Origin of the sequence: Rhizobium leguminosarum (genome assembly GCF_019798305.1) — a bacterium.
GTDB classification, from domain to species: domain Bacteria; phylum Pseudomonadota; class Alphaproteobacteria; order Rhizobiales; family Rhizobiaceae; genus Rhizobium; species Rhizobium leguminosarum_U.
In genome coordinates, this window is sequence record NZ_JAAXDD010000007.1 from 81,505 (window position 1) to 100,804 (window position 19,300).

The window sequence follows — 19,300 nt, forward strand, 5'->3', positions numbered from 1 at the left end:
TTGGGAGGAAATAGCATGCGTAAATTGATGTTGGGCCTGGCGGTTGCGGCGGTGACGTTCGCCGGCGCCGCTCACGCCCAGGACAAGAAATTCACAATCGGCGTATCCATTCCGGCCGCCGACCACGGTTGGACGTCGGGCGTAGTGTTCCATGCCGAACGCGTCGCCAAGCTGCTGATGGCCGAACATCCCGGTCTCAACGTCATCGTCAAGACTTCGCCAGACGCCGCAAGCCAGGCCAACGCCGTGCAGGATCTCGATACGCAAGGCATCGACGCCCTCGTCATCCTGCCGTCGGACCCGGATCCGCTCGTCAACGCCATCAAGGAAGTCAAGGCCAAAGGCAAGTTCGTCGCCCTCGTCGACCGCGCGCCGAGCAACAACGACAATTCCGTGCGCGACCTCTATGTCGCCGGCAACAACCCGGCTCTCGGCGAAGTCGCCGGCAAGTACATCAAGGACACGACGCCGGACGCCGAAGTGGTCATCATCCGCGGTCTGCCGATCCCGATCGATCAGCAGCGCCAGGACGGCTTCGACAAGGGCATTGCCGGCTCGAACGTCAAGGTTCTCGACCGCCAATATGGCAACTGGAACCGCGACGATGCCTTCAAGGTCATGCAGGACTACCTGACCAAGTACCAGAAGATCGACGTCGTATGGTGCCAGGACGACGACATGGCCGTTGGCGTTCTTCAGGCGATCGAGCAGGCCAAGCGCACCGATATCAAGTATGTCGTCGCCGGCGCCGGCTCCAAGGACATGGTCAAGAAGGTCATGGACGGCGACAAGCTGATCCCGGTCGACGTTCTCTATCCGCCGGCAATGGTCGGCACGGCAATGGAGCTGACGGCGGCGGCCCTCTACGATCAGGTTCCGGTTCATGGCAGCTACATTCTCGATGCGACGCTCGTCACCAAGGAGAATGCCAAGGACTTCTATTTCCCGGATTCGCCGTTCTAATCCATCGACTTGAGACAAGCGCCCATTCGAAAGGATGGGCGCATTTTTTATGCTTCCACACAGCGGCTGGCCGAAAATGCTGCACGTACCTCTTGCCCGCCAAAGCTCATCATGATTAGCTCGCAGCCATATCGCATTTGGCCTCGCGCCAAATTCGACGCAAGGGCGAGGAGGCGCCTTGCTCCCGCCAAATAGCGTGCTACAACACTTCAGAAACGTTTACGGTCGATATTCAGGGAGGAATCTGACATGAAGACGATCAAGGGCCCCGGCCTTTTCCTTGGCCAGTTCGCGGGCGATACTGCTCCTTTCAATTCGTGGGACGCCATCACCAAATGGGCGGCCGACATCGGTTACAAGGGCGTCCAGGTGCCGACCTGGGCCAGCCAGCTGATTGATCTCAAAGAGGCTGCCACATCCAAGGCCTATTGCGACGAATTCGCCGGCAAGGCTCGCGACAACGGCATCGAGATCACCGAACTCTCCACCCATCTGCAAGGCCAGCTCGTCGCCGTTCACCCGGCCTATGACGAAGCCTTCGACGGGTTTGCTGCACCGGAGGTGCGTGGCAATCCGAAGGCGCGTCAGGAATGGGCGGTCGAGCAGGTCAAGATGGCGCTGACCGCATCCAAGAACCTCGGGCTTACGGCGCATGCGACCTTCTCCGGCGCGCTTGCCTGGCCCTTCATCTATCCCTGGCCGCAGCGTCCTGCCGGCTTGGTCGAGACTGCCTTCGACGAGCTTGCCCGCCGCTGGACGCCGATCCTCAACCATGCGGACGAGAACGGTATCGACGTCTGCTACGAGATCCACCCGGGCGAGGACCTGCATGACGGCATCACCTTCGAGATGTTCCTGGAGCGGGTGAAGAACCATCCGCGCGCCAACATGCTCTACGATCCCTCGCACTATGTCCTGCAGTGCCTCGATTATCTCGACAATATCGACATCTATAAGGACCGCATCAAGATGTTCCACGTCAAGGATGCGGAGTTCAATCCGACCGGGCGCCAGGGTGTCTACGGCGGCTATCAGGGCTGGGTCGAACGTGCTGGCCGGTTCCGTTCTCTCGGCGACGGCCAGGTCGATTTCGGCGCGGTGTTCTCGAAGATGACGGCGAATAATTTCGACGGCTGGGCCGTGGTCGAATGGGAATGCGCGCTGAAGCATCCGGAGGATGGCGCCCGCGAAGGCGCCGAATTCGTTGCCGCCCATATCATCCGGGTCACGGAGAAAGCCTTCGACGATTTCGCCGGCAGCGGCACAGACCAAGCGGCGAACCGGCGGATGCTGGGGCTTTCCTAAATCAGTTCATATTGGTTGGTTGCCCCTCACCCTAACCCTCTCCCCGTAAACGGGGCGAGGGGACTTGCCCGACCAAGCGTCGAGAGCGGAAAAGACGCCGCGGCATACACCTTCTCCCCGCGAGCAGGGAGAAGGTGGCGGCAGCCGGATGAGGGGCATATCCGCACCAAGTTCAAATTTCAGGAGGAATCAATGGCAATCGAAGCATCATCCGAACAGACCCGCGAGCCGCGCATCCGGCTCGGCATGGTGGGCGGCGGCGCGGGCGCGTTTATCGGCGCAGTGCACCGTATCGCGGCACGCATCGACGATCAGTACGATCTCATTGCCGGCGTACTGTCGGCCTCGCCCGAAAAGGCGATCGCATCCGGCCGCGATCTCGGCCTCGATCCGTCGCGGACCTATTCCAGCTATCGCGAGATGGCGATCCGCGAGGCGAAGCTGAAGAACGGCATCGAGGCGGTGGCGATCGTCACACCGAACCATGTTCACTACGATGCGGCCAAAGAATTCCTGAAGCGCGGCATCCACGTCATCTGCGACAAGCCGCTGACGTCCAACCTTGCCGATGCGAAGAAGCTGAAGAAGATCGCCGACGAGAGCGGCGCGCTGTTCGTGCTGACGCATAATTACACCGGCTATCCGATGGTCCGCCAGGCGCGCGAGATGATCGCGAACGGCGAACTCGGCGACATCCGCGTCGTCCAGGCCGAATATCCGCAGGACTGGCTCACGGAAGCGGTCGAGCAAACCGGCCAGAAGCAGGCCGCCTGGCGCACCGATCCGGCGCAGTCCGGCGTCGGCGGCTCGACCGGCGATATCGGTACGCATGCCTATAATCTCGCCGCCTTCATCACCGGCCTCGAGCTCGACAGCCTCGCCGCCGATCTCGACAGTTTCGTTCCGGGCCGCCGGCTGGACGACAACGCCCATGTCATGCTGCGCTTCAAGGCGAAGGGTTCGGAGAAGCCGGCCAAGGGCATGCTCTGGTGCAGCCAGGTGGCGCCCGGTCATGAAAATGGCCTGATGGTCCGCGTCTACGGCACCAAGGGCGGGCTCGAATGGACCCAGAAGGACCCGAACTACTTGTGGTACACGCCTTTCGGTGAGCCGAAGCGGCTGATCACCCGCGGCGGCGCTGGTTCAGGCGCAGCTGCGGGCCGTGTCACGCGCGTGCCATCCGGGCATCCGGAAGGCTATCTCGAAGCCTTTTCGACGATCTATACCGAAGCCGCGCATGCGATCAACGCCCGCAAGAAGGGCAAGGCCGTCGACAAGGCAGTGGTCTACCCCACCGTCGATGACGGCGTGAAAGGTGTAGCCTTCGTCGAAGCCTGCGTCGCGTCTTCGAAGAAGAACGGCGCCTGGGTCAAGGTCTGAATTACCGATCCGGATTGCGCCATGAAAGCGCCGAGGCGGGGTCAAGCCACCTCGGCATTTTGTTTATTTGGTCGGGCAGTAGCAGTGCGCCCGCGCTTGAGCAGATTGTCGACGCTCAACGGTCCGGCACCTGCCGCCATCAGATAAAGAAACACGAAGCAGAACAGGATCGCCGCGACGCCGCCGTTCTGCGCAGGGTAGATGCCCTTCGACGCATGCCCGATGAAATAGGCGAAGGCCATCAGGCCCGAGAGCACGAAGGCTGCGATACGAGTCTGGAATCCCACCAGGACCAGGAAGCCGAAGGTGAGTTCGAGCAGCCCGGCAATCCAGGAGAGCGAGCCCGCGGGCGGCACGCTTGCCGCAGCCGGAAAATGCAGGATTTTCTGTGTTCCGTAGCTGAAAAGTACAAGTGACGAGACGATGCGCAACAGGCCCAGCAGATGAGGCTGCAACGAATGGATAGAAGAGAGCATTGGATTCCTTTCACATTTGTGATTCCATTTCCCGTGTAAGGATCGCGGTCTCAACGGCCAAGTCACGACTGCTGATATTGCTGTTATGAGGTCGGCTGCGCGGTGAGGGAAGGTCAGTTGCGGCTGTTCTGTTTTTCCTCCTGCAACGTTGCAGTTTTTCTCGCCGTCAGCCTGTACTTTGCCTTTAGGCTTGGCTAAATCCGGCGCAAACGGCTCAACTTGAGAGATAGGATTCCCAGATGATCGATCCGAAGAAACTCGCGGAGCGCTTTCCCGGCGACTTCACTTTCGGCGTTGCCACCGCCGCCTTCCAGATCGAAGGCGCCAGCAAGGCCGATGGCCGCAAGCCATCCATCTGGGATGCTTTCTGCAATATGCCCGGCCGCGTCCATAATCGCGATAACGGCGACGTTGCCTGCGACCACTACAATCGCCTGGAGCAGGACCTCGATCTCATCAAGGAGATGGGTGTCGAAGCCTACAGGTTCTCGATCGCCTGGCCGCGCATTATCCCCGACGGCACGGGTCCGGTGAACGAGGCCGGCCTCGATTTCTACGATCGGCTGGTCGACGGCTGCAAGGCGCGCGGCATCAAGACCTTCGCGACGCTCTACCACTGGGACCTGCCTCTGCTGCTCGCCGGCGAGGGCGGCTGGACGGCGCGCTCGACCGCCTATGCGTTTCAGCGTTATGCCAAGACGGTGATGAACCGCCTTGGCGACCGCCTCGACCGGGTCGCGACCTTCAACGAACCCTGGTGCATCGTCTGGCTCAGCCACCTCTACGGCATCCATGCTCCGGGCGAGCGCAACATGCAGGCTGCCCTTCACGCCATGCATTACATGAACCTTGCCCACGGCCTCGGCGTCGAGGCGATCCGCTCGGAAGCCCCAAATGTGCCCGTCGGACTTGTGCTCAACGCCGCCTCGATCATTCCCGGCTCCGACAGCCCGGCTGATCTTGCCGCCGCCGAGCGTGCGCATCAGTTCCACAACGGCGCTTTCTTCGACCCCGTCTTCAAGGGCGAGTATCCGAAGGAATTCGTCGAGGCGCTTGGCGATCGCATGCCCGTCATCGAGGATGGCGACATGAAGCTCATCAGCCAGAAACTCGACTGGTGGGGCCTGAACTACTACAAGCCCGAGCGCGTCACCGACGATGCCGAAAGCAAGGGCGATTTCCCCTGGACGGTTGAGGCGCCGCCGGTAAGCGACGTCAAGACCGATATCGGCTGGGAAATCTATGCGCCGGGCTTGAAGCTCTCGGTCGAGGATCTCTACCGTCGCTACGAACTGCCGGAATGCTACATCACCGAGAACGGCGCCTGCGACAACACCGATGTCGTCGACGGCGAGGTCGACGATACGATGCGCCTCGACTATGTCGGCGATCACGTCGACATCGTCGCCGGCCTCATCAAGGACGGCTATCCCCTGCGCGGCTATTTCGCCTGGAGTCTGATGGACAATTTCGAATGGGCGGAAGGCTACCGCATGCGCTTCGGCCTCGTGCATGTCGATTATCAGACGCAGTTGCGTACGATGAAGAAGAGCGGCAAGTGGTATCGCGAACTGGCGGCTCAGTTCCCGAAGGGCAATCACAAAGCGGGTTAGCGCAATTACTCCAACGGGCACTTGATCCAGGCGCCTTTTGAACTTGCCCTTCCGGCGGAACGGCAAGCTGAAGCTGCTTGCCGTCAATTTCGCGACCGGCGGCATGGACAAAAATAGATCGCCAGCCACGTGCAACAGGCGGTTGTTTAAACGTTTTTGAACCCTTGGCTGGCAAAGTACACCGGTCAGGGAGCTATTATGCAGGCAGTCGGAAAGTCGCAGAGCAAGGTATCGGGAATAGGCCGTCACATTACCGTCACCGGCGTACTTTTCTCCTTCGCGATCATCGTCGCCGTCGTCACCGTCATGGTGCTGACTGCGCTCGAACGCGTGACCGAAAACGCCAATCTCCTCGATGACGAGCGCTCGCGCGAAACGACGATCGGCGCGGTGAAGACATTCGAGGATCAGCTTGGCGCGACGCTCGACGATTACGCTGCCTGGGACGACGCCGCCGTCAACGTCTACGCGCCGGACGGTATGGCCTGGACGGTGAGCAATTACGGCGAGATGTCGGTCAATAGCTCACTGTTCGACATGGCGATCGTCGTCGATGGTGAGAAGAAGGCGATCATGACCTATCGCGACGGCAAACCGATGGAGGAGCCGCTCGCGGATTTCTTCGCGCCGTCGCTCTGGATACTGCTCGACAGAGTGAAGGCGGCCGGCCCGGCCGATCGTCCTCAAGCGGTGAGTTTCGTTACCACCAAACGGGGCATTGCCGCTGTCGGCGTGGCATTGGTGCGGGAAAAGTCCGGTGCGCTGGATGCGCCCGCTGGCCAGCATCGCTATCTTATTTTCGCCCGCCATCTTGATGACGACAGAGTGACCGCGCTCGGCCAGACCTATGTCATCGGCGGGCTGAGGCTGGCGCCGCCGAGTTTTGCTGCCGACTATCTCGTACCAATCGTCGATCCGACGGGGGCAACACTCGGCAAGCTCGTCTGGACTTCGCGTTCACCCGGCGATATCGCCTATGCGCAAGTGCGGCCGATGGTCATCCAGGCGCTCGGCCTCGTCGGATTGTTCTTCGTGGTGCTGCTGGTCATCGGCTGGCTTGCCGGCCGCCGCCTGAAGGCGGAGGAAAACAGCGCTCGCAAGGAAGCGCTGCGTGACAGGCTGAGCGGTCTTTCCAATCGCGATGGTCTCGGGCTCGCCGTCGATCGTTTTGTCGTCGAGGCACGCCAGACCAAGCGCAATGTGCTGCTCCTCTATCTCGATCTTGATGGCTTCAAGGAAGTCAATGACAGCTATGGCCACGGCACCGGCGACCAGTTGATCCGTGCAGTGGCGGCCGGGCTCGATGTACTCATTCCGCAGGGTGCGGTTCTCGCTCGTATCGGCGGTGATGAATTTGCGATCGCCTTTCTTTCCGACGGAGAGAATGCCGCCGCCCTGCAGCTGGCCGAGCAGATTCTCGATTTTCTGGTCGAGCCGCTGGAGATCGGCCGCCGCGTGGTCGTCGTCGGAGCTAGTATCGGCATCGCCATGTCGCCTTTGGGTGCGGTCGGGCGCGAAGAGTTGGTGCGCCGCTCCGATCTTGCCATGTACAAGGCGAAGGAGGCCGGCCGCGCGCGGATGATGCTCTATGATCCGTCGATGGATGCGGATCGCGAGCAGCGTAATGCGCTGGAGCTCGATCTTCGGATGGCGATCGAAAGCGGCGACCTGACGCTCGCCTACCAGCCGCTGATCGATGCGGCGACGCATGCCATGACCGGCGTCGAGGCACTGGTGCGCTGGAACCGTCCGGGCCATGGCCCCGTTTCGCCCGAGGTGTTCATCCCGATTGCCGAGACTAGCGGCCTCATCGAATCGCTCGGTCTGTTCGTGCTGCGCAAGGCCTGCGAGACGGCCAAACAATGGCCTGAGCTCAACGTCTCGGTCAACGTCTCGCCCGGCCAGTTCCGCAATCCCGCCTTCACCGACTATGTGCGCTACGTGCTGAAGCAGACGGAGATCGAGGCCGGTCGCATCACGCTCGAGATCACCGAAGGCTACATGATCCAGAACCCGCAGCGCACCCGCCAGTCGATCGAACGGTTGAAGGGGCTGGGGGTCAAGGTGGCGCTCGACGATTTCGGCTCCGGCTTCTCCTCGATCGGTTATCTCAGGCAGTTCGGTTTCGACCGCATCAAGATCGACCGTTCGCTGGTCATGGGTGTCAACGAAGACAAACGCCAGCGCGAGATGCTGCAGGCGACGGTAGCGCTCGCCCGCTCGCTCGACATTCCAGTGACGGCCGAAGGTATCGAGACCGAGGAGCAGGCGATCGCCATCCGCCTCTTCGGCTGTGACTGCCTACAGGGTTATTTGTTCGGAAAGCCTGTGACCTCGGACCTTATCACCGAGATTTTGAACGAGCGACGTGCTGCGGAACCGACAGCTCGGCGACGCATCGGCGCAGTCTAACCGGCGGCCCGATCATCCTCAGGCAGCAAGGTAGGTCCAACAGAATCCCGGCTTAACTGCCGATATGTCGCTGGCCACGCTTTTTCGCCAGGGCGATCTGGTGCTGACGCTGACGGTAACGCAGCCGGTCTTCCTCCGTGCGGTAGTGGTAGCAGTGGCTGCAGGAAACGCCTTCCTCGTAGAGCGGCGAGGTGATTTCCTCGGCGGTGATCGGGTTGCGGCAGGCGTGGCACAGCCGGTGTTCGCCTTGCTTCAGACCGTGCTCGACGGAGACGCGCTCATCGAAGACGAAGCAGGCGCCATCCCAGAGGCTTTCCTCCTGCGGCACTTCCTCCAGATATTTCAGGATGCCGCCCTTCAGATGATAGACCTCGTCGAAGCCCTCAGCCTTCATGAAAGCGGTGGCCTTCTCGCAACGTATGCCGCCGGTGCAGTACATGGCGACCTTCGGCTTGTTGTGCAGCCCGCTATTGTTGCGCACCCAATCGGGAAATTCACGGAAAGTCTTGGTCTTCGGGTCGAGCGCGCCGCGAAAGGTGCCGATTGCCGTCTCGTAATCGTTGCGGGTGTCGATGACGATGGTATCAGGATCGGAGATCAGCGCGTTCCAGTCCTTGGCCGCCACATAGGTGCCGACCACCTTGTTGGGGTCGATGTCCTCGACCCCCATGGTGACGATTTCGTTCTTCAGCTTCACCTTCATGCGCAGGAAGGGTATTTTCGAGGCGCGGCTTTCCTTGTGCTCCAGGCCCGAAAATTCCGGCTGGGCGCGCAGGAAGGCGAGCGCGGCGTGAATGCCGGCATCCGGGCCGGCGATCGTTCCGTTAATGCCTTCATGCGCCAGAAGCAGCGTTCCCTTGACGCCGTTCTCCTCGCAAAGCGTCTGCAGCGGCGCTTGCAGGCTGGCAAAGCGCGGCACGGAAACGAAATGGTAAAGTGCGGCCACGAGGAACGGGCTGGTGTGTGTCAGGCTGTCGGTCATGGGCCGGAAATACAGAAAATCGGCGGGCCGCGCAATTGCCTTCGCCAGCGGCGGCCTTGATCGCTAATCGATTACGCTCGCGCCTGCCACGCGGAAAACGGCCGCACGCCGAAACCCGGGTCGGGGATGTCGTCGAGAACGTTGATGAACTCGATCGAGTGCCCGTCCGGATCCTTGAAATAGATCGACAGCGCCGGCATCCAACCGAGAACCACCGGTTCCGTCACCGGTTCACCGGCAAAGCCGAGAGGTTCCACACCCTTGGCCCTGAGAATGGCGGGCGCCTGAAGCACGCCGTTGGCGGTCATGCGGAAGGCGATATGCAGCCGCATCTTCAGCGGCCCGGTTCCTGTTTCCCAAAGGCCGAGCATGCCGGTCTTCCTGTCGTCCACCCAGAGGAAAGCGACTTTACGCTCCTCGAATGAGGCAGCAGTTTCGAGCCCGACGACATCGCGGTAGAAAGCCGTGGAGGTCTTGAGATCGGCAACGGTCAGATGGGTCTCGTAGAGCCCGAGCACCTTCGGCATCACGGCATTTCCGGCGGTCATTTTTTCCTCGCGGATCAAGTCTCTGCTTATTCGACCACCGCAGGCTAGGACCTCAAGATTGGTTGAGGTCAACAGGTTTCCTTGCGAAATCTTCAGATGCTGAAGCAATCGGAAATGCAGAGCAGCACACAAGCACTTCCGGTTTCGCCGTCTCTCAACTCCCGTCCATCAGCCAGAGAAGCTCGATGCGCTGGGCTTCCTCGTCGGCATCATCGGCGAAGACGGCCTCGGCTTTGATCAGCGCTTGCCGCCGGTCTTCCTGCTGGCGAAAGATGATGATGTCGAGCAGATGCGCCAGATCGTCATTGCGGGTGAAGAGCTGCGGTTCGGACTCGACCAGTTCGGAGAGCACGGTGAGATCGTGGATGTGGCCGAGATCCTCGGCGAGCTCCTTGGCCGCATTACGTTTGGCCTTCATCGCGGCCGGCCAGACGTCGCGCAAAAGGGCATGGTAGAGCCGATAGTCGTAGGTGCGTTTGCGCAGAGTGTGGAAATCGTCGGCCGATGCTTCGCCATGGCAAGCCGCAAGCGCGGCTTTGGCCTTGCGCGCGGTGCGGCGCCAGCTCTTCGCCAGCATGCGGGAATTCTTGCGATGGCCGCGATCAAAGGAGACTGCGTCCAAGGCGGCGATCGCCTGCTTCAGAACGTCGGAGGTTTCCGTGAGCCGCTGTTCCAGGCCGCTTTCGGCTTCCGCCATCCAGTCACGGCGTCCTTCAAGAATGGTGACGATGCGGCCGAGCGCCTCGCTCTCCTCGTTCCCGCGTGCTGAGTGCTGCAGATATTGCCCGGTGCCGATCAGGGCGGCAGCGTCGCGGATCGCCGAAAGCGAGTGTGCGGCATCGCGCAGCCTTGCATTTTCATGAGCCTGGAAATCCGGAACCTCGCGGGCCACGAGGCGGTAGAGCGACCGTAGTCGTTTCAGGTTCTTGCGGAAGGAATGGATTGCCTCATGCGCGCCGTCCGGCCGCTCCTCGAGAACCGTGACGGCGTGTTCCAGCTGCTCGGTGGCGACGTTGCGAAACGCCTCGGTAAAATCGGCGTCAGGCCGAATGCGATAGGCCATGCCTGTCGTGCCCGTATTCTGTGGCAAGGGCCTGGTTGGAATAGCGGAAATCGCCGGTCACTTCGCGACCGAGCCAAGTGGGCAGGGCCGGATCGTCGGTCTCCGCTGTCATTTCGACCTCGGCGATTACCAGTCCACGATGCTCGCCGGTAAAGACGTCGACTTCCCATACGAACCCCTCATGCGGAACGCGGTAGCGAGTCTTCTCGATGACGACGCCGATCGCGTTCTGCAACAGCTCTTCGGCGTCGGCGATCGGTATATCGTATTCGAATTCGTCACGGGTAATGGTGCTGCGGCCGATCTTGATCGTCAGTCTCGCCTTCTTGCCGTCGAGGACGCGTACCCGCACGGAACGATCGTCCATCGAGGCGATGTAGCCCTGCCTGAGGACAGACTTCGTCTCGACGGCGGAACGCCATCCATCGCTGCGTACGAGAAACTTCCGCTCGATCTCTTTCGCCATATCGGTGAACCTTTTGTGACGATTACCGGCACGGTAGCCCAATTTCCACGCATTTCATACCCTTCTCGCCATGCGGTCCGGTTTTATCTCGACAAGGTTCCACCGGGGCGTTATTCGGGGTCCGAATTCAACCGTTTCAAGGAGGTCGCGCGACCATGGGCGAGAAAACAGAGAAGCTCCTTTCCATCCTGAAACTCCAGCCTGTCGTTCCGGTCCTGATCGTCGACGATGCGAAGACGGCGGTGCCGCTGGCCCGCGCGCTCGTCGCGGGCGGCCTGAAGGCGATCGAGATCACCATGCGCACGCCGGCGGCACTCGAGGCCGTGCGCGCCGTCGCCGCTGAGGTCGAGGGCGCCGAAGTCGGCGCCGGCACGATCCTCAATGTCGCCCATTGGGAAGCCGCCGTCGCGGCCGGTTCGAAGTTCATCGTCAGCCCGGGTACGACGCAGGAACTGCTCGATGCCGCCGCCGATTCCGACGTGCCGCTGCTTCCAGGAGCTGCGACTGCCAGCGAAGTCATGGCGCTGCGCGAGGAAGGCTACCAGGTGCTGAAGTTCTTCCCGGCGGAGCAGGCGGGTGGCGCCGCCTATCTCAAGGCGCTGTCCTCACCGCTTGCAGGCACGCTGTTCTGCCCGACCGGCGGCATTTCGCTGAAGAACGCCAATGATTATCTCTCGCTGCCGAACGTCATCTGCGTCGGCGGCTCGTGGGTGGCGCCGAAAGAACTGGTCGCGGCCGGCGACTGGGCTGGCATTACCAAACTCGCGGCAGAAGCAGCGGCGCTGAAGGCCTAAAACCTTTGTTCGGCGGGTGCGACACCCCCCTCTGTCCTGCCGGACATCTCCCCCACAAGGGGGAGATCGGCAGGAGGCCAGCTCTTTCTCCCGATCCGCCGCTTGAGCCAATTGATTGAGAAAACCCTCACGCCCAGCCAATCTCCCTCCTCGTGGGGGAGATGCCCGGCAGGGCAGAGGGGGGTGGCAACTCGGCACGTCGCATTTGTATTTCAGCCGTCGCAAACCTATGTTCCCTCCAGCTTCAACAGGGAGACGACGAGGAATGTTCGACGCAAAGAAGCTTCTCGACCAGTTCTTGGGTTCGCAGGTGCCGGGTCTCGGCGGCTCGGTCCGCGACAGGGCGGGCGATGCCGTGCAGACGGCCAGGAACAATCCGCTGGCGACCGGCGCCATAGCCGCTGTGCTCCTCGGCACCAAGACCGGTCGTGGTCTTGCCGGCAATGCGCTGGCGGTTGGCGGTCTTGCCGCCATTGCCGGCCTCGGCTACCAGGCCTACAAGAATTACCAGGCGGGACAGGCGCCCGCAGCCCCTTCGGATGCGCCGTCGGCAAATAATCCGGTTCTCCTGCCGCCGCCTGCCGAGTCCGGTTTCGGACCGACATCGCCTGCCGGCAGCAATGAATTCGTGCTGGTGCTGATCCGCGCGATGATCGCCGCCGCCAAGGCCGACGGTCATATCGACGATGCCGAACGCGCCCTCATCATGGACAAGGTCAAGGCCGCCGACGTCAGCGGCGAGGCTGCGGCCTTCATCGAACATGAACTCGCTTCGCCGACGGATATCGATGCCCTCGTTGCCGCCGCGACGACGGAAGAACAGCGCATCGAGCTTTACACCGCCTCGCGGCTCACCATTGACCCGGATTCGCGCGCCGAGCGCGGTTATCTCGATCTGCTTGCCGGCCGCCTCGGCCTTGCCGACCAATTGGTCGATCATATCGAGGCGACGGTGTCGTCCGCCAAGGTGACCTTGTCACAGTGACATCTGAGGCATGTCGCGCAAAAGTGTGCTGCGGTTTTGCTAAAACGACATGCGTTGGAAATGAGGACCTGAAGCACGACGCGCTTTAGGCCGGTTGCCTTTGCCAGGCGGCTGGCCTACCACTCTTCCGAAAGGGGAGTGACCATGCGCGATCTTGCAAATTTCAAGGGCTGCCCGGCGCCGAAGCCGGTGACGCTGAAGGGCCGTTTCGTTACCGTAGAGCCTTATCGGCGCGCGGAACATCTCGAGGCGCTGTGGGGCGGGCTCGGCGGCATGGGCATCAACCCGCTGCTTCTCTATTTCGCACAGGACGATTTCTCCGGTATCGACGATTTCGCCAACTGGCTGGAAACCGTCAATACCAAGTCCGGCTGGCTCACCCATATCTTCCGCGACAACGCCACCGGCAAGATCGTCGGCATGGCGAATTACATGCGCGCCGACCCGGCAAACGGTGTCGTCGAGATCGGCGGTGTGGCGCATGGGGCCGAGATGAAGCGTTCGCCGCTGTCGAGCGAAGCGCATTATCTGATGGCCAAGCACGTCTTCGAGGATCTCGGCTACCGCCGCTACGAATGGAAATGCGACAATAAGAACGAGGCGAGCAAGACGACGGCGGCGCGTTACGGTTTCAGCTTCGAAGGGGTCTTCCGCCAGCACATGATTTCCAAGCGTCGCAACCGCGACACCGCCTGGTTCTCGATGATCGACGCCGAATGGCCGGTGATCAACGATGCCTTCGAAGCCTGGCTTTCGCCCGGGAATTTCGACGCCGAGGGCAACCAGGTTCGCCGCCTGCAGGATATCCGCGCCGATCTCGAAAAGGAAAGGCTCGTATGAGCCCGGAAAGCCGCTCGCAAGCGACCGCCGCCGGCATCATCCTGCTTAGCGCTGCCCTGGTCATCTATTTTCTGCCGACCATCGTGCTCTGGATCGGCAATTTCTCGCCGACGCTGGCAATCGTCGTCGGCGTCTGCCTGATCATGGCGTTTTTCGCGGTCTTCTGGTTGCGGGCGCGATACCAGCGCAGCCGGGGAAAGTAGCTTATCCCTGCAACGAGGCCGCGAGCAGCAGGGCGCCCATCAGCATGACGAGTACGGCGCCGAGAATTTCGATGGCATTGCCGATCCAGATCGAGGCGGTCGAGCCGCGTCCAGAGAGACGGACCGCCGTACTCTTGGCGGTGACGGCAAGGCTAGCAAGCAGGGAAACGGTGATCGCCGTGCCGAGCGACATGGCGGCGACCGAAAGCACACCGCCGAGATAGAGGCCGTTCAGCAGTGAGAAGGTCATGATCAGCAATGCGCCGGAGCAGGGGCGCAGCCCGACGGCAACGATCGCCGACCAGGCCTCGCGGGCGCTGAATCTGTCGCCGCCCAGCAGAGCCGGATCGGGCACATGGGCATTGCCGCAGGTCTCGCAGACCATACCGGGAACGAAATTGTGGCCGGCTTCCACAGCCTGCGCCTTGCCGTTGAAGGCATAGGCCTGGCGTTCGACGGCATTGTCCTTCCAGTCGAGCATCATGCTGACCGGGCCGGCCGGCGTCGCCATCAGCCGGCGGCGCGGCATATTGCCCGCCATCGAGCGCAGTTTTCGAAACAGCAGCCAGCCGCCGAACAGGATGACCATGACGAAGCTTGCGATCTCCATCGCGTGGGTCGCCGCCGTCAGCGTGATGCCGGTGCCGCGCAGCACCAGCCAGGCGCCGCCGACGAGCGCCACCGCCACCACGCCCTGGACGAAGGCCGAAATGAAGGAAATCACCACGCCGCGCTTCAACTCGACCTCGTTGGCAATCATATAGGAGGAGATGACCGCCTTGCCGTGGCCTGGGCCGGCGGCATGGAAGACGCCATAGGCGAAGGACAGGCCGATCAGTGATGCCAGCTGCCACGGGTCTTGGCGCATCGCCTTCAAGGCGCCGGTCAACGCCCGATAGAAGGCCTGCTGCTCATAGTTCACATAGAGCAAAAGCGGTGCGAACGGCCCGCCGGTCGGCTGGAAGCTCGGCTCTGCCGTGCCGATGCCGAGCGGCGACTGCGCATGGGCGAGGCTTGCAGCCGTTACCAGCGCAAGGATTGCAGCGGAAAGGATGAGGGGCAGGCGTTTCGTCAGCATGTGACCTCCAGCCGGGTGGCGAAGAGTTTGGACATGTTGGTGCCGGTGGGATCGTTGAAGAAAGCGTCGGTCAGCGACTGTTTGTTTTGCGAGATCACATCGTCGGCATCCGGCCGCACCACCTGATGTTTGCAGGCCTTGAAGCCGTCTCCGACGATCGCCAGCTCGTTGTCTGTGGGAAAATCGATCGAGGTGTAGAGCGTCGGGTCGTAGACGCCGAAGGTGAGCCTGCCCTTGAGCGGCATCTTCTCCACCGGCTTTACCGCAAAGAACATCAGCAGCTGGCCATCCTTGTAGTCGACATGGATGATGTCGGGCTTCTGGACGGTGATGTTCTTCCCGTTGATCGTCAGGTTCATGTAGTAATCGTAGTCGGCAAGCGATTGCTTCACCGTCTTTCCGACCTCAGCGAGTTCGTTCGGCTCCAGCTTCAGGTCGGTGTTCTTGTCGAAATCCATGACGACGGAGGACGAAAAGACCTCGTCGAAGCGCCAGACATTGCGCAGTTCCTCGACACTGCCGTCCTTGCCGGCCACGACTTCGAGGCGTGCTTCCACGAAGATGTGCGGATGGGCAAAGGCGGCGGCCGGCGCCAGCGAAAGAAGCGCCGCCATCAGTATCGTCGAATGTTTCATCTATTCCGCTGCTCTGTTCGGTGGCCTTGACTTCTTGCCAGAAATTGGGACGGAATTGGGACGGGCTTCACTGGCGGGTCCCCGATTGTCGCCGCCCGATCGTCTCAGCCATCTGGATCAACATGGAACCTGTTGTCGCATCATGGGTGCTTCTTGAACCAGTTGTGCAGGTAATCGACGAAAATCCTCACCTTGGCCGGCAGGTAGCGCCGGTGCGGGTAGACGGCATAGATGCCGCGATCGGTGGGGATGTAATCATTGAACAACGTTACCAGTTCGCCGCTCTCGATTGGCTTGCGGGCGATGAAATCCGGGATGAAGGCTATGCCGATGCCGGCAAGTGCCGCGCGTAATGTCGCATGCGGGCTGTTCACCTCTATCGGTCCGGAAACGGCGACTGCAAACGAGGTGTTGTCGGGGTTGTGGAAGCGGATGCTTGCCTGGGTGCGCGCATTGGTATCGACGATGAAAGGGACGTTGGAAAGGGCCGTCGGGTGATCGAGATCGGGATAACGCTCGAGAAAATCGGGGGTAGCGCAGATATGGATGCGGAAATCCGAGATCTTGCGGGCGATCATGCCGGAATCCTCGAGCTTAGTGATGCGGATCGCCACGTCGAAGCTTTCCTCGATCAGATCGACGAACCGGTCGTCGGCGGCGATCTCCAGCGAAAGGTCCGGGTTCTCCTTGGCGAAATCGATCAGCGACTGGCCGACATCGGCATCGACGAAGGTGCGCGGCACGGAAATGCGCAGCCGTCCCTTGAGCTGCGCATTGTTCTCACGGACGAGATCGGCGAGGTTGTCGATCTCCTTCAAGATATCGGAGGCGGTGCGGTAATAGGTGTGGCCGGCCTCGGTCATGGAGAACTGCCGGGTGGTGCGGTTGAGCAGCAGCGCGCCGAGCTCGTCTTCCAATTCGCGCACATATTTGGAGAGCAGCGCCTTCGAGCGGCCGGTGCGCCGTGCCGCGGCGGAGAAGCCTTCGGCCTCAACGACATCGATGAAGGCGCGTATGCGGGTCAAGGTATCCATGGCACCCCTCAGTTTGTTTCGGAATGTTGAACAAATTGGCTCGTCTTGTTCAATTATTTTTTTGGCCCAAGATCAAAAAATCGCTTGATTATGAAGGCGAATATTCTTATTTCCCACTCAGCCCAAAGTCGCACGTGCCCATGGGTGTCCGCCGAACCCTCGAATTGGTGAGGAAATCGGTAAGGTACCTGGAATTAACCCCTCCAGTCGCTATTCCGGCCAACCGGAAAATGCGAGGACGCCTGAAGCAACGACGGTGCGGGCCTTTTTGTTCTCTCCCTGCTTTCCATCAGCGGGGGTTACTGAAGAGGCACACCATCATTGCCGGAAGTGCGGTTGGGATTCCCCCTCCAATCCATGGCAGACAAAGCCGAACTTACACCGCATCGCGGCGTTGGTTCACTATCCGCGCATCGAGCGCTTGCTATGGTTCCGGGGTCTCCACCGGCTGGTTCCAATGCGAGCTATCGTATGCCCTTTGTCCTCCGGTGCATGCCGGAGCTCTGGAATTGGAAGAGGGAATCGATATGACCACCCAGCGCATCCGCGACTTTCTCGCAACCCGACGTCCCGATGGTCCGTGCCTCGTGGTTGACCTCGATGTCGTTCGCGACAATTTCCACGCCTTCCGTCACGCCATGCCGGACAGCGCCATCTATTACGCCGTCAAGGCCAACCCGGCCCCGGAAGTGCTGAAGCTGCTCGCAGGCCTCGGCTCCAATTTCGATTGCGCATCCGTTGCCGAAATCGAAATGGCGCTCGACGCCGGTGCGACAGCCGCCCGCATCTCCTATGGCAACACGATCAAGAAGGAACGTGACGTTGCCCGCGCGCATGCGCTCGGCGTCAGCCTCTTTGCCGTCGACAGCCACGAGGAAGTCGAGAAGATTTCGCGCGCCGCTCCCGGCGCCCGTGTCTTCTGCCGCGTGCTCACGGATGGCGAAGGCGCCGAATGGCCGCTGTCGCGCAAGTTCGGCTGCGTTCCGCAGATGGCTGTCGACGTTCTCGTCTACGCCCATCAGCTTGGCCTTCAGTCCTATGGCGTCTCGTTCCACGTCGGTTCGCAGATGACCAAGGTCGATGCCTGGGATTCGGCGCTCGCCGATGCCAAGCGCGTCTTCGTATCGCTTGCCAAGCAGGGCATCCACCTGCAGATGGTCAACATGGGCGGCGGCTTCCCGACCAAGTACCTGCGTGACGTTCCGTCCGCTGAAGCTTACGGCAAGTCGATCTACCAGGCGCTGCGCACGCATTTCGGCAACCAGATCCCGCAGACGATCATCGAGCCGGGCCGCGGCATGGTCGGCAATGCCGGTGTCATCAAGGCGGAAGTCGTTCTGATTTCGAAGAAGTCGGACAATGACGATGCCCGCTGGGTCTTCCTCGACATCGGCAAGTTCGGCGGTCTCGCCGAGACGATGGACGAAGCCATCCGCTATCCGCTCCGCACGGAACACGACGGCGACGAGATGGAGCCCTGCGTTATTGCCGGTCCGACCTGCGATTCGGCCGACGTGCTCTACGAGAAGAACCTCTATCCGCTGCCGATCTCCCTTTCGATCGGCGACGAGGTCCTGATCGAAGGCACCGGCGCCTATACGACGACCTATTCGGCGGTCGCTTTCAACGGTTTCGACCCGTTGAAGGCCTACGTCATCTAAGGTCGTTTCCGCCGGCCCCGTAACCAGCCGGGGCGGCAATTTCACAATTTTCCTTCATCGCCGCTGATAACGGTATTGGGTACGGGAGGCCAAGATGGCCGCTGTTCTTGATTCTGTCCGCGCATTCTTTGCGCCTACCACTTTCGCCATCGACGCCGAAAATCCCTCGGATGTCGTTGCGCGTGAAAACCTGCTCGACCGCGTCATGGGCCCGGATCGCCGCAAGAAGTCGTCGGAGAAGATCCGCCGCAACCGCGTCCCGGCCGAGGGCCTTGCGCTCGTCGCGCGCGATCGCGACGGCCATGTCATCGGCTCGGTGCGGCTCTGGAACATCGAGGCCGGCGTCAATGACGAAGGCACGCCGATCAATGCGCTGCTGCTCGGGCCGCTCGCCGTTGCGCCCCATCAGGGCGGCAAGGGCATCGGCTCGGCGCTGATGCGTGCGGCGCTTCTCGAAGCGAAGAAGCGCGGGCACGGCGCCGTCCTGCTCGTCGGCGATGCTGCCTATTACGAGCGCTTCGGCTTCTTTGCCGAAAAGGCTCGCCATCTCGTCATGCCGGGCCCGTTCGAACGCTCGCGCTTTCTGGCGCTCGAGCTCACGGAAGGCTGGCTTGACGGCGCGGCCGGCATGATCGTCCCCTCGGGACGCATGCTGACCGGTGCCCCGGTCCGCCGCGCAGCCTAGAACGGGATTGGGCCGGATCGGCCTGAAACGTCACGCGGAGCCGTAAGGCTGCTCCGACCGGCCGGCCAGGTTGGGAATTTTTCCCCCGGCTGGTAATATCCGCGCCGTTTGACCACGCAGGCAGGCGGGCCTGGTGTGGTTGCGGCGCGGATTGTCTTTCTGGCATCAAGTTTCGAA

General features: G+C 61.4%; 19 protein-coding genes. 11 read left to right on the forward strand and 8 right to left on the reverse strand.

Translation table 11 applies throughout. The annotated features are described in order from the left end of the window. The first annotated feature begins 15 nt into the window (after positions 1-15). The 3 genes from HFO99_RS13995 (at position 16) to HFO99_RS14005 (ending at position 3,648) form a co-directional block, all read left to right on the forward strand. Positions 16-963, forward strand: coding sequence for a substrate-binding domain-containing protein (locus tag HFO99_RS13995; protein WP_003543021.1), 948 nt, complete (start codon positions 16-18; stop codon positions 961-963). 249 nt (positions 964-1,212) lie between these two features. Further along, positions 1,213-2,268 carry a sugar phosphate isomerase/epimerase family protein gene (locus HFO99_RS14000; RefSeq protein WP_222361830.1) on the forward strand — a complete coding sequence of 352 codons (1,056 nt, stop codon included), beginning with the start codon at positions 1,213-1,215 and terminating at the stop codon, positions 2,266-2,268. 192 nt (positions 2,269-2,460) lie between these two features. Continuing rightward, a complete protein-coding gene (locus HFO99_RS14005; protein ID WP_222361831.1) occupies positions 2,461-3,648 on the forward strand; it encodes a Gfo/Idh/MocA family protein in 1,188 nt (395 codons plus the stop codon). A gap of 41 nt (positions 3,649-3,689) precedes the next feature. On the opposite strand, the gene HFO99_RS14010 is transcribed toward HFO99_RS14005, so the two are convergent. After that, positions 3,690-4,124, reverse strand: coding sequence for a DoxX family protein (locus tag HFO99_RS14010; protein WP_222361832.1), 435 nt, complete (start codon positions 4,122-4,124; stop codon positions 3,690-3,692). A gap of 239 nt (positions 4,125-4,363) precedes the next feature. Here HFO99_RS14010 and HFO99_RS14015 point away from each other — a divergent pair, with 239 nt between their 5' ends. Together HFO99_RS14015 and HFO99_RS14020 are read left to right on the forward strand one after the other, a co-directional pair. Then, positions 4,364-5,737: a GH1 family beta-glucosidase gene (locus HFO99_RS14015; RefSeq protein ID WP_222361833.1), complete on the forward strand. Its 1,374-nt coding sequence runs from the start codon at positions 4,364-4,366 to the stop codon at positions 5,735-5,737. Between the two features lie 198 nt (positions 5,738-5,935). Continuing rightward, positions 5,936-8,149: a putative bifunctional diguanylate cyclase/phosphodiesterase gene (locus tag HFO99_RS14020; protein ID WP_222361834.1), complete on the forward strand. Its 2,214-nt coding sequence runs from the start codon at positions 5,936-5,938 to the stop codon at positions 8,147-8,149. A gap of 52 nt (positions 8,150-8,201) precedes the next feature. Here the strand turns inward: HFO99_RS14020 and HFO99_RS14025 are convergent, their stop codons facing one another. The 4 genes from HFO99_RS14025 to HFO99_RS14040 all read right to left on the reverse strand — a co-directional run bounded on the left by HFO99_RS14025 (position 8,202) and on the right by HFO99_RS14040 (position 11,208). Then, positions 8,202-9,131 (reverse strand): rhodanese-related sulfurtransferase, encoded by a 930-nt coding sequence (locus tag HFO99_RS14025; RefSeq protein WP_222361835.1) that lies wholly within the window; start codon positions 9,129-9,131, stop codon positions 8,202-8,204. A 71-nt stretch (positions 9,132-9,202) separates the two neighbouring features. Further along, positions 9,203-9,679 carry a VOC family protein gene (locus HFO99_RS14030; protein ID WP_222361836.1) on the reverse strand — a complete coding sequence of 159 codons (477 nt, stop codon included), beginning with the start codon at positions 9,677-9,679 and terminating at the stop codon, positions 9,203-9,205. A gap of 154 nt (positions 9,680-9,833) precedes the next feature. Further along, on the reverse strand, positions 9,834-10,742 hold the full coding sequence (locus tag HFO99_RS14035) for a CHAD domain-containing protein (RefSeq protein WP_222361837.1): 909 nt from the start codon (positions 10,740-10,742) through the stop codon (positions 9,834-9,836). Next, the gene (locus HFO99_RS14040; RefSeq protein WP_164577290.1) at positions 10,720-11,208 is read right to left on the reverse strand and encodes a CYTH domain-containing protein; all 489 of its coding nucleotides are present in this window, start codon (positions 11,206-11,208) and stop codon (positions 10,720-10,722) included. The genes HFO99_RS14035 and HFO99_RS14040 overlap by 23 nt, the downstream gene beginning before the upstream one ends. Before the next feature lie 155 nt (positions 11,209-11,363). On the opposite strand from HFO99_RS14040, the gene HFO99_RS14045 reads away from it, so the two are divergent. The 4 genes from HFO99_RS14045 (at position 11,364) to HFO99_RS14060 (ending at position 14,030) form a co-directional block, all read left to right on the forward strand. Next, positions 11,364-12,002, forward strand: coding sequence for a 2-dehydro-3-deoxy-phosphogluconate aldolase (locus HFO99_RS14045; RefSeq protein WP_018483505.1), 639 nt, complete (start codon positions 11,364-11,366; stop codon positions 12,000-12,002). A 265-nt stretch (positions 12,003-12,267) separates the two neighbouring features. Next, a complete protein-coding gene (locus HFO99_RS14050) occupies positions 12,268-12,987 on the forward strand; it encodes a tellurite resistance TerB family protein (protein WP_222334109.1) in 720 nt (239 codons plus the stop codon). Between the two features lie 144 nt (positions 12,988-13,131). After that, entirely contained in the window at positions 13,132-13,827 is a 696-nt protein-coding gene (locus tag HFO99_RS14055; RefSeq protein ID WP_222361838.1) for a GNAT family N-acetyltransferase, read from the forward strand. After that, positions 13,824-14,030, forward strand: coding sequence for a hypothetical protein (locus tag HFO99_RS14060; protein WP_017962148.1), 207 nt, complete (start codon positions 13,824-13,826; stop codon positions 14,028-14,030). The genes HFO99_RS14055 and HFO99_RS14060 overlap by 4 nt, the downstream gene beginning before the upstream one ends. 1 nt (position 14,031) lies before the next feature. Here the strand turns inward: HFO99_RS14060 and HFO99_RS14065 are convergent, their stop codons facing one another. The 3 genes from HFO99_RS14065 to HFO99_RS14075 all read right to left on the reverse strand — a co-directional run bounded on the left by HFO99_RS14065 (position 14,032) and on the right by HFO99_RS14075 (position 16,777). Further along, positions 14,032-15,108 (reverse strand): nickel/cobalt transporter, encoded by a 1,077-nt coding sequence (locus tag HFO99_RS14065; RefSeq protein WP_222361839.1) that lies wholly within the window; start codon positions 15,106-15,108, stop codon positions 14,032-14,034. Beyond that, positions 15,102-15,743, reverse strand: coding sequence for a DUF1007 family protein (locus HFO99_RS14070; protein ID WP_222361840.1), 642 nt, complete (start codon positions 15,741-15,743; stop codon positions 15,102-15,104). The genes HFO99_RS14065 and HFO99_RS14070 overlap by 7 nt, the downstream gene beginning before the upstream one ends. 140 nt (positions 15,744-15,883) lie before the next feature. Further along, positions 15,884-16,777 (reverse strand): LysR family transcriptional regulator, encoded by an 894-nt coding sequence (locus tag HFO99_RS14075; RefSeq protein ID WP_222334114.1) that lies wholly within the window; start codon positions 16,775-16,777, stop codon positions 15,884-15,886. A 527-nt stretch (positions 16,778-17,304) separates the two neighbouring features. Between HFO99_RS14075 and odc2 the strand changes: the two genes are divergently transcribed. Next, complete coding sequence (odc2, locus tag HFO99_RS14080) at positions 17,305-18,438, forward strand: ornithine/lysine decarboxylase (RefSeq protein ID WP_222361841.1); 1,134 nt, start codon at positions 17,305-17,307, stop codon at positions 18,436-18,438. Between the two features lie 94 nt (positions 18,439-18,532). Continuing rightward, entirely contained in the window at positions 18,533-19,123 is a 591-nt protein-coding gene (locus HFO99_RS14085; protein ID WP_222272660.1) for a GNAT family N-acetyltransferase, read from the forward strand. The last annotated feature ends 177 nt before the right edge of the window (positions 19,124-19,300 follow it).

Bases quoted from the DNA above. Each gene is read 5' to 3' on its own strand.
- HFO99_RS13995 (WP_003543021.1), top strand. From the start codon at position 16: ATGCGTAAATTGATGTTGGGCCTGGCGGTTGCGGCGGTGACGTTCGCC.
- HFO99_RS14000 (WP_222361830.1), top strand. From the start codon at position 1,213: ATGAAGACGATCAAGGGCCCCGGCCTTTTCCTTGGCCAGTTCGCGGGC.
- HFO99_RS14005 (WP_222361831.1), top strand. From the start codon at position 2,461: ATGGCAATCGAAGCATCATCCGAACAGACCCGCGAGCCGCGCATCCGG.
- HFO99_RS14010 (WP_222361832.1), bottom strand. From the start codon at position 4,124: ATGCTCTCTTCTATCCATTCGTTGCAGCCTCATCTGCTGGGCCTGTTG.
- HFO99_RS14015 (WP_222361833.1), top strand. From the start codon at position 4,364: ATGATCGATCCGAAGAAACTCGCGGAGCGCTTTCCCGGCGACTTCACT.
- HFO99_RS14020 (WP_222361834.1), top strand. From the start codon at position 5,936: ATGCAGGCAGTCGGAAAGTCGCAGAGCAAGGTATCGGGAATAGGCCGT.
- HFO99_RS14025 (WP_222361835.1), bottom strand. From the start codon at position 9,131: ATGACCGACAGCCTGACACACACCAGCCCGTTCCTCGTGGCCGCACTT.
- HFO99_RS14030 (WP_222361836.1), bottom strand. From the start codon at position 9,679: ATGACCGCCGGAAATGCCGTGATGCCGAAGGTGCTCGGGCTCTACGAG.
- HFO99_RS14035 (WP_222361837.1), bottom strand. From the start codon at position 10,742: ATGGCCTATCGCATTCGGCCTGACGCCGATTTTACCGAGGCGTTTCGC.
- HFO99_RS14040 (WP_164577290.1), bottom strand. From the start codon at position 11,208: ATGGCGAAAGAGATCGAGCGGAAGTTTCTCGTACGCAGCGATGGATGG.
- HFO99_RS14045 (WP_018483505.1), top strand. From the start codon at position 11,364: ATGGGCGAGAAAACAGAGAAGCTCCTTTCCATCCTGAAACTCCAGCCT.
- HFO99_RS14050 (WP_222334109.1), top strand. From the start codon at position 12,268: ATGTTCGACGCAAAGAAGCTTCTCGACCAGTTCTTGGGTTCGCAGGTG.
- HFO99_RS14055 (WP_222361838.1), top strand. From the start codon at position 13,132: ATGCGCGATCTTGCAAATTTCAAGGGCTGCCCGGCGCCGAAGCCGGTG.
- HFO99_RS14060 (WP_017962148.1), top strand. From the start codon at position 13,824: ATGAGCCCGGAAAGCCGCTCGCAAGCGACCGCCGCCGGCATCATCCTG.
- HFO99_RS14065 (WP_222361839.1), bottom strand. From the start codon at position 15,108: ATGCTGACGAAACGCCTGCCCCTCATCCTTTCCGCTGCAATCCTTGCG.
- HFO99_RS14070 (WP_222361840.1), bottom strand. From the start codon at position 15,743: ATGAAACATTCGACGATACTGATGGCGGCGCTTCTTTCGCTGGCGCCG.
- HFO99_RS14075 (WP_222334114.1), bottom strand. From the start codon at position 16,777: ATGGATACCTTGACCCGCATACGCGCCTTCATCGATGTCGTTGAGGCC.
- odc2 (WP_222361841.1), top strand. From the start codon at position 17,305: ATGACCACCCAGCGCATCCGCGACTTTCTCGCAACCCGACGTCCCGAT.
- HFO99_RS14085 (WP_222272660.1), top strand. From the start codon at position 18,533: ATGGCCGCTGTTCTTGATTCTGTCCGCGCATTCTTTGCGCCTACCACT.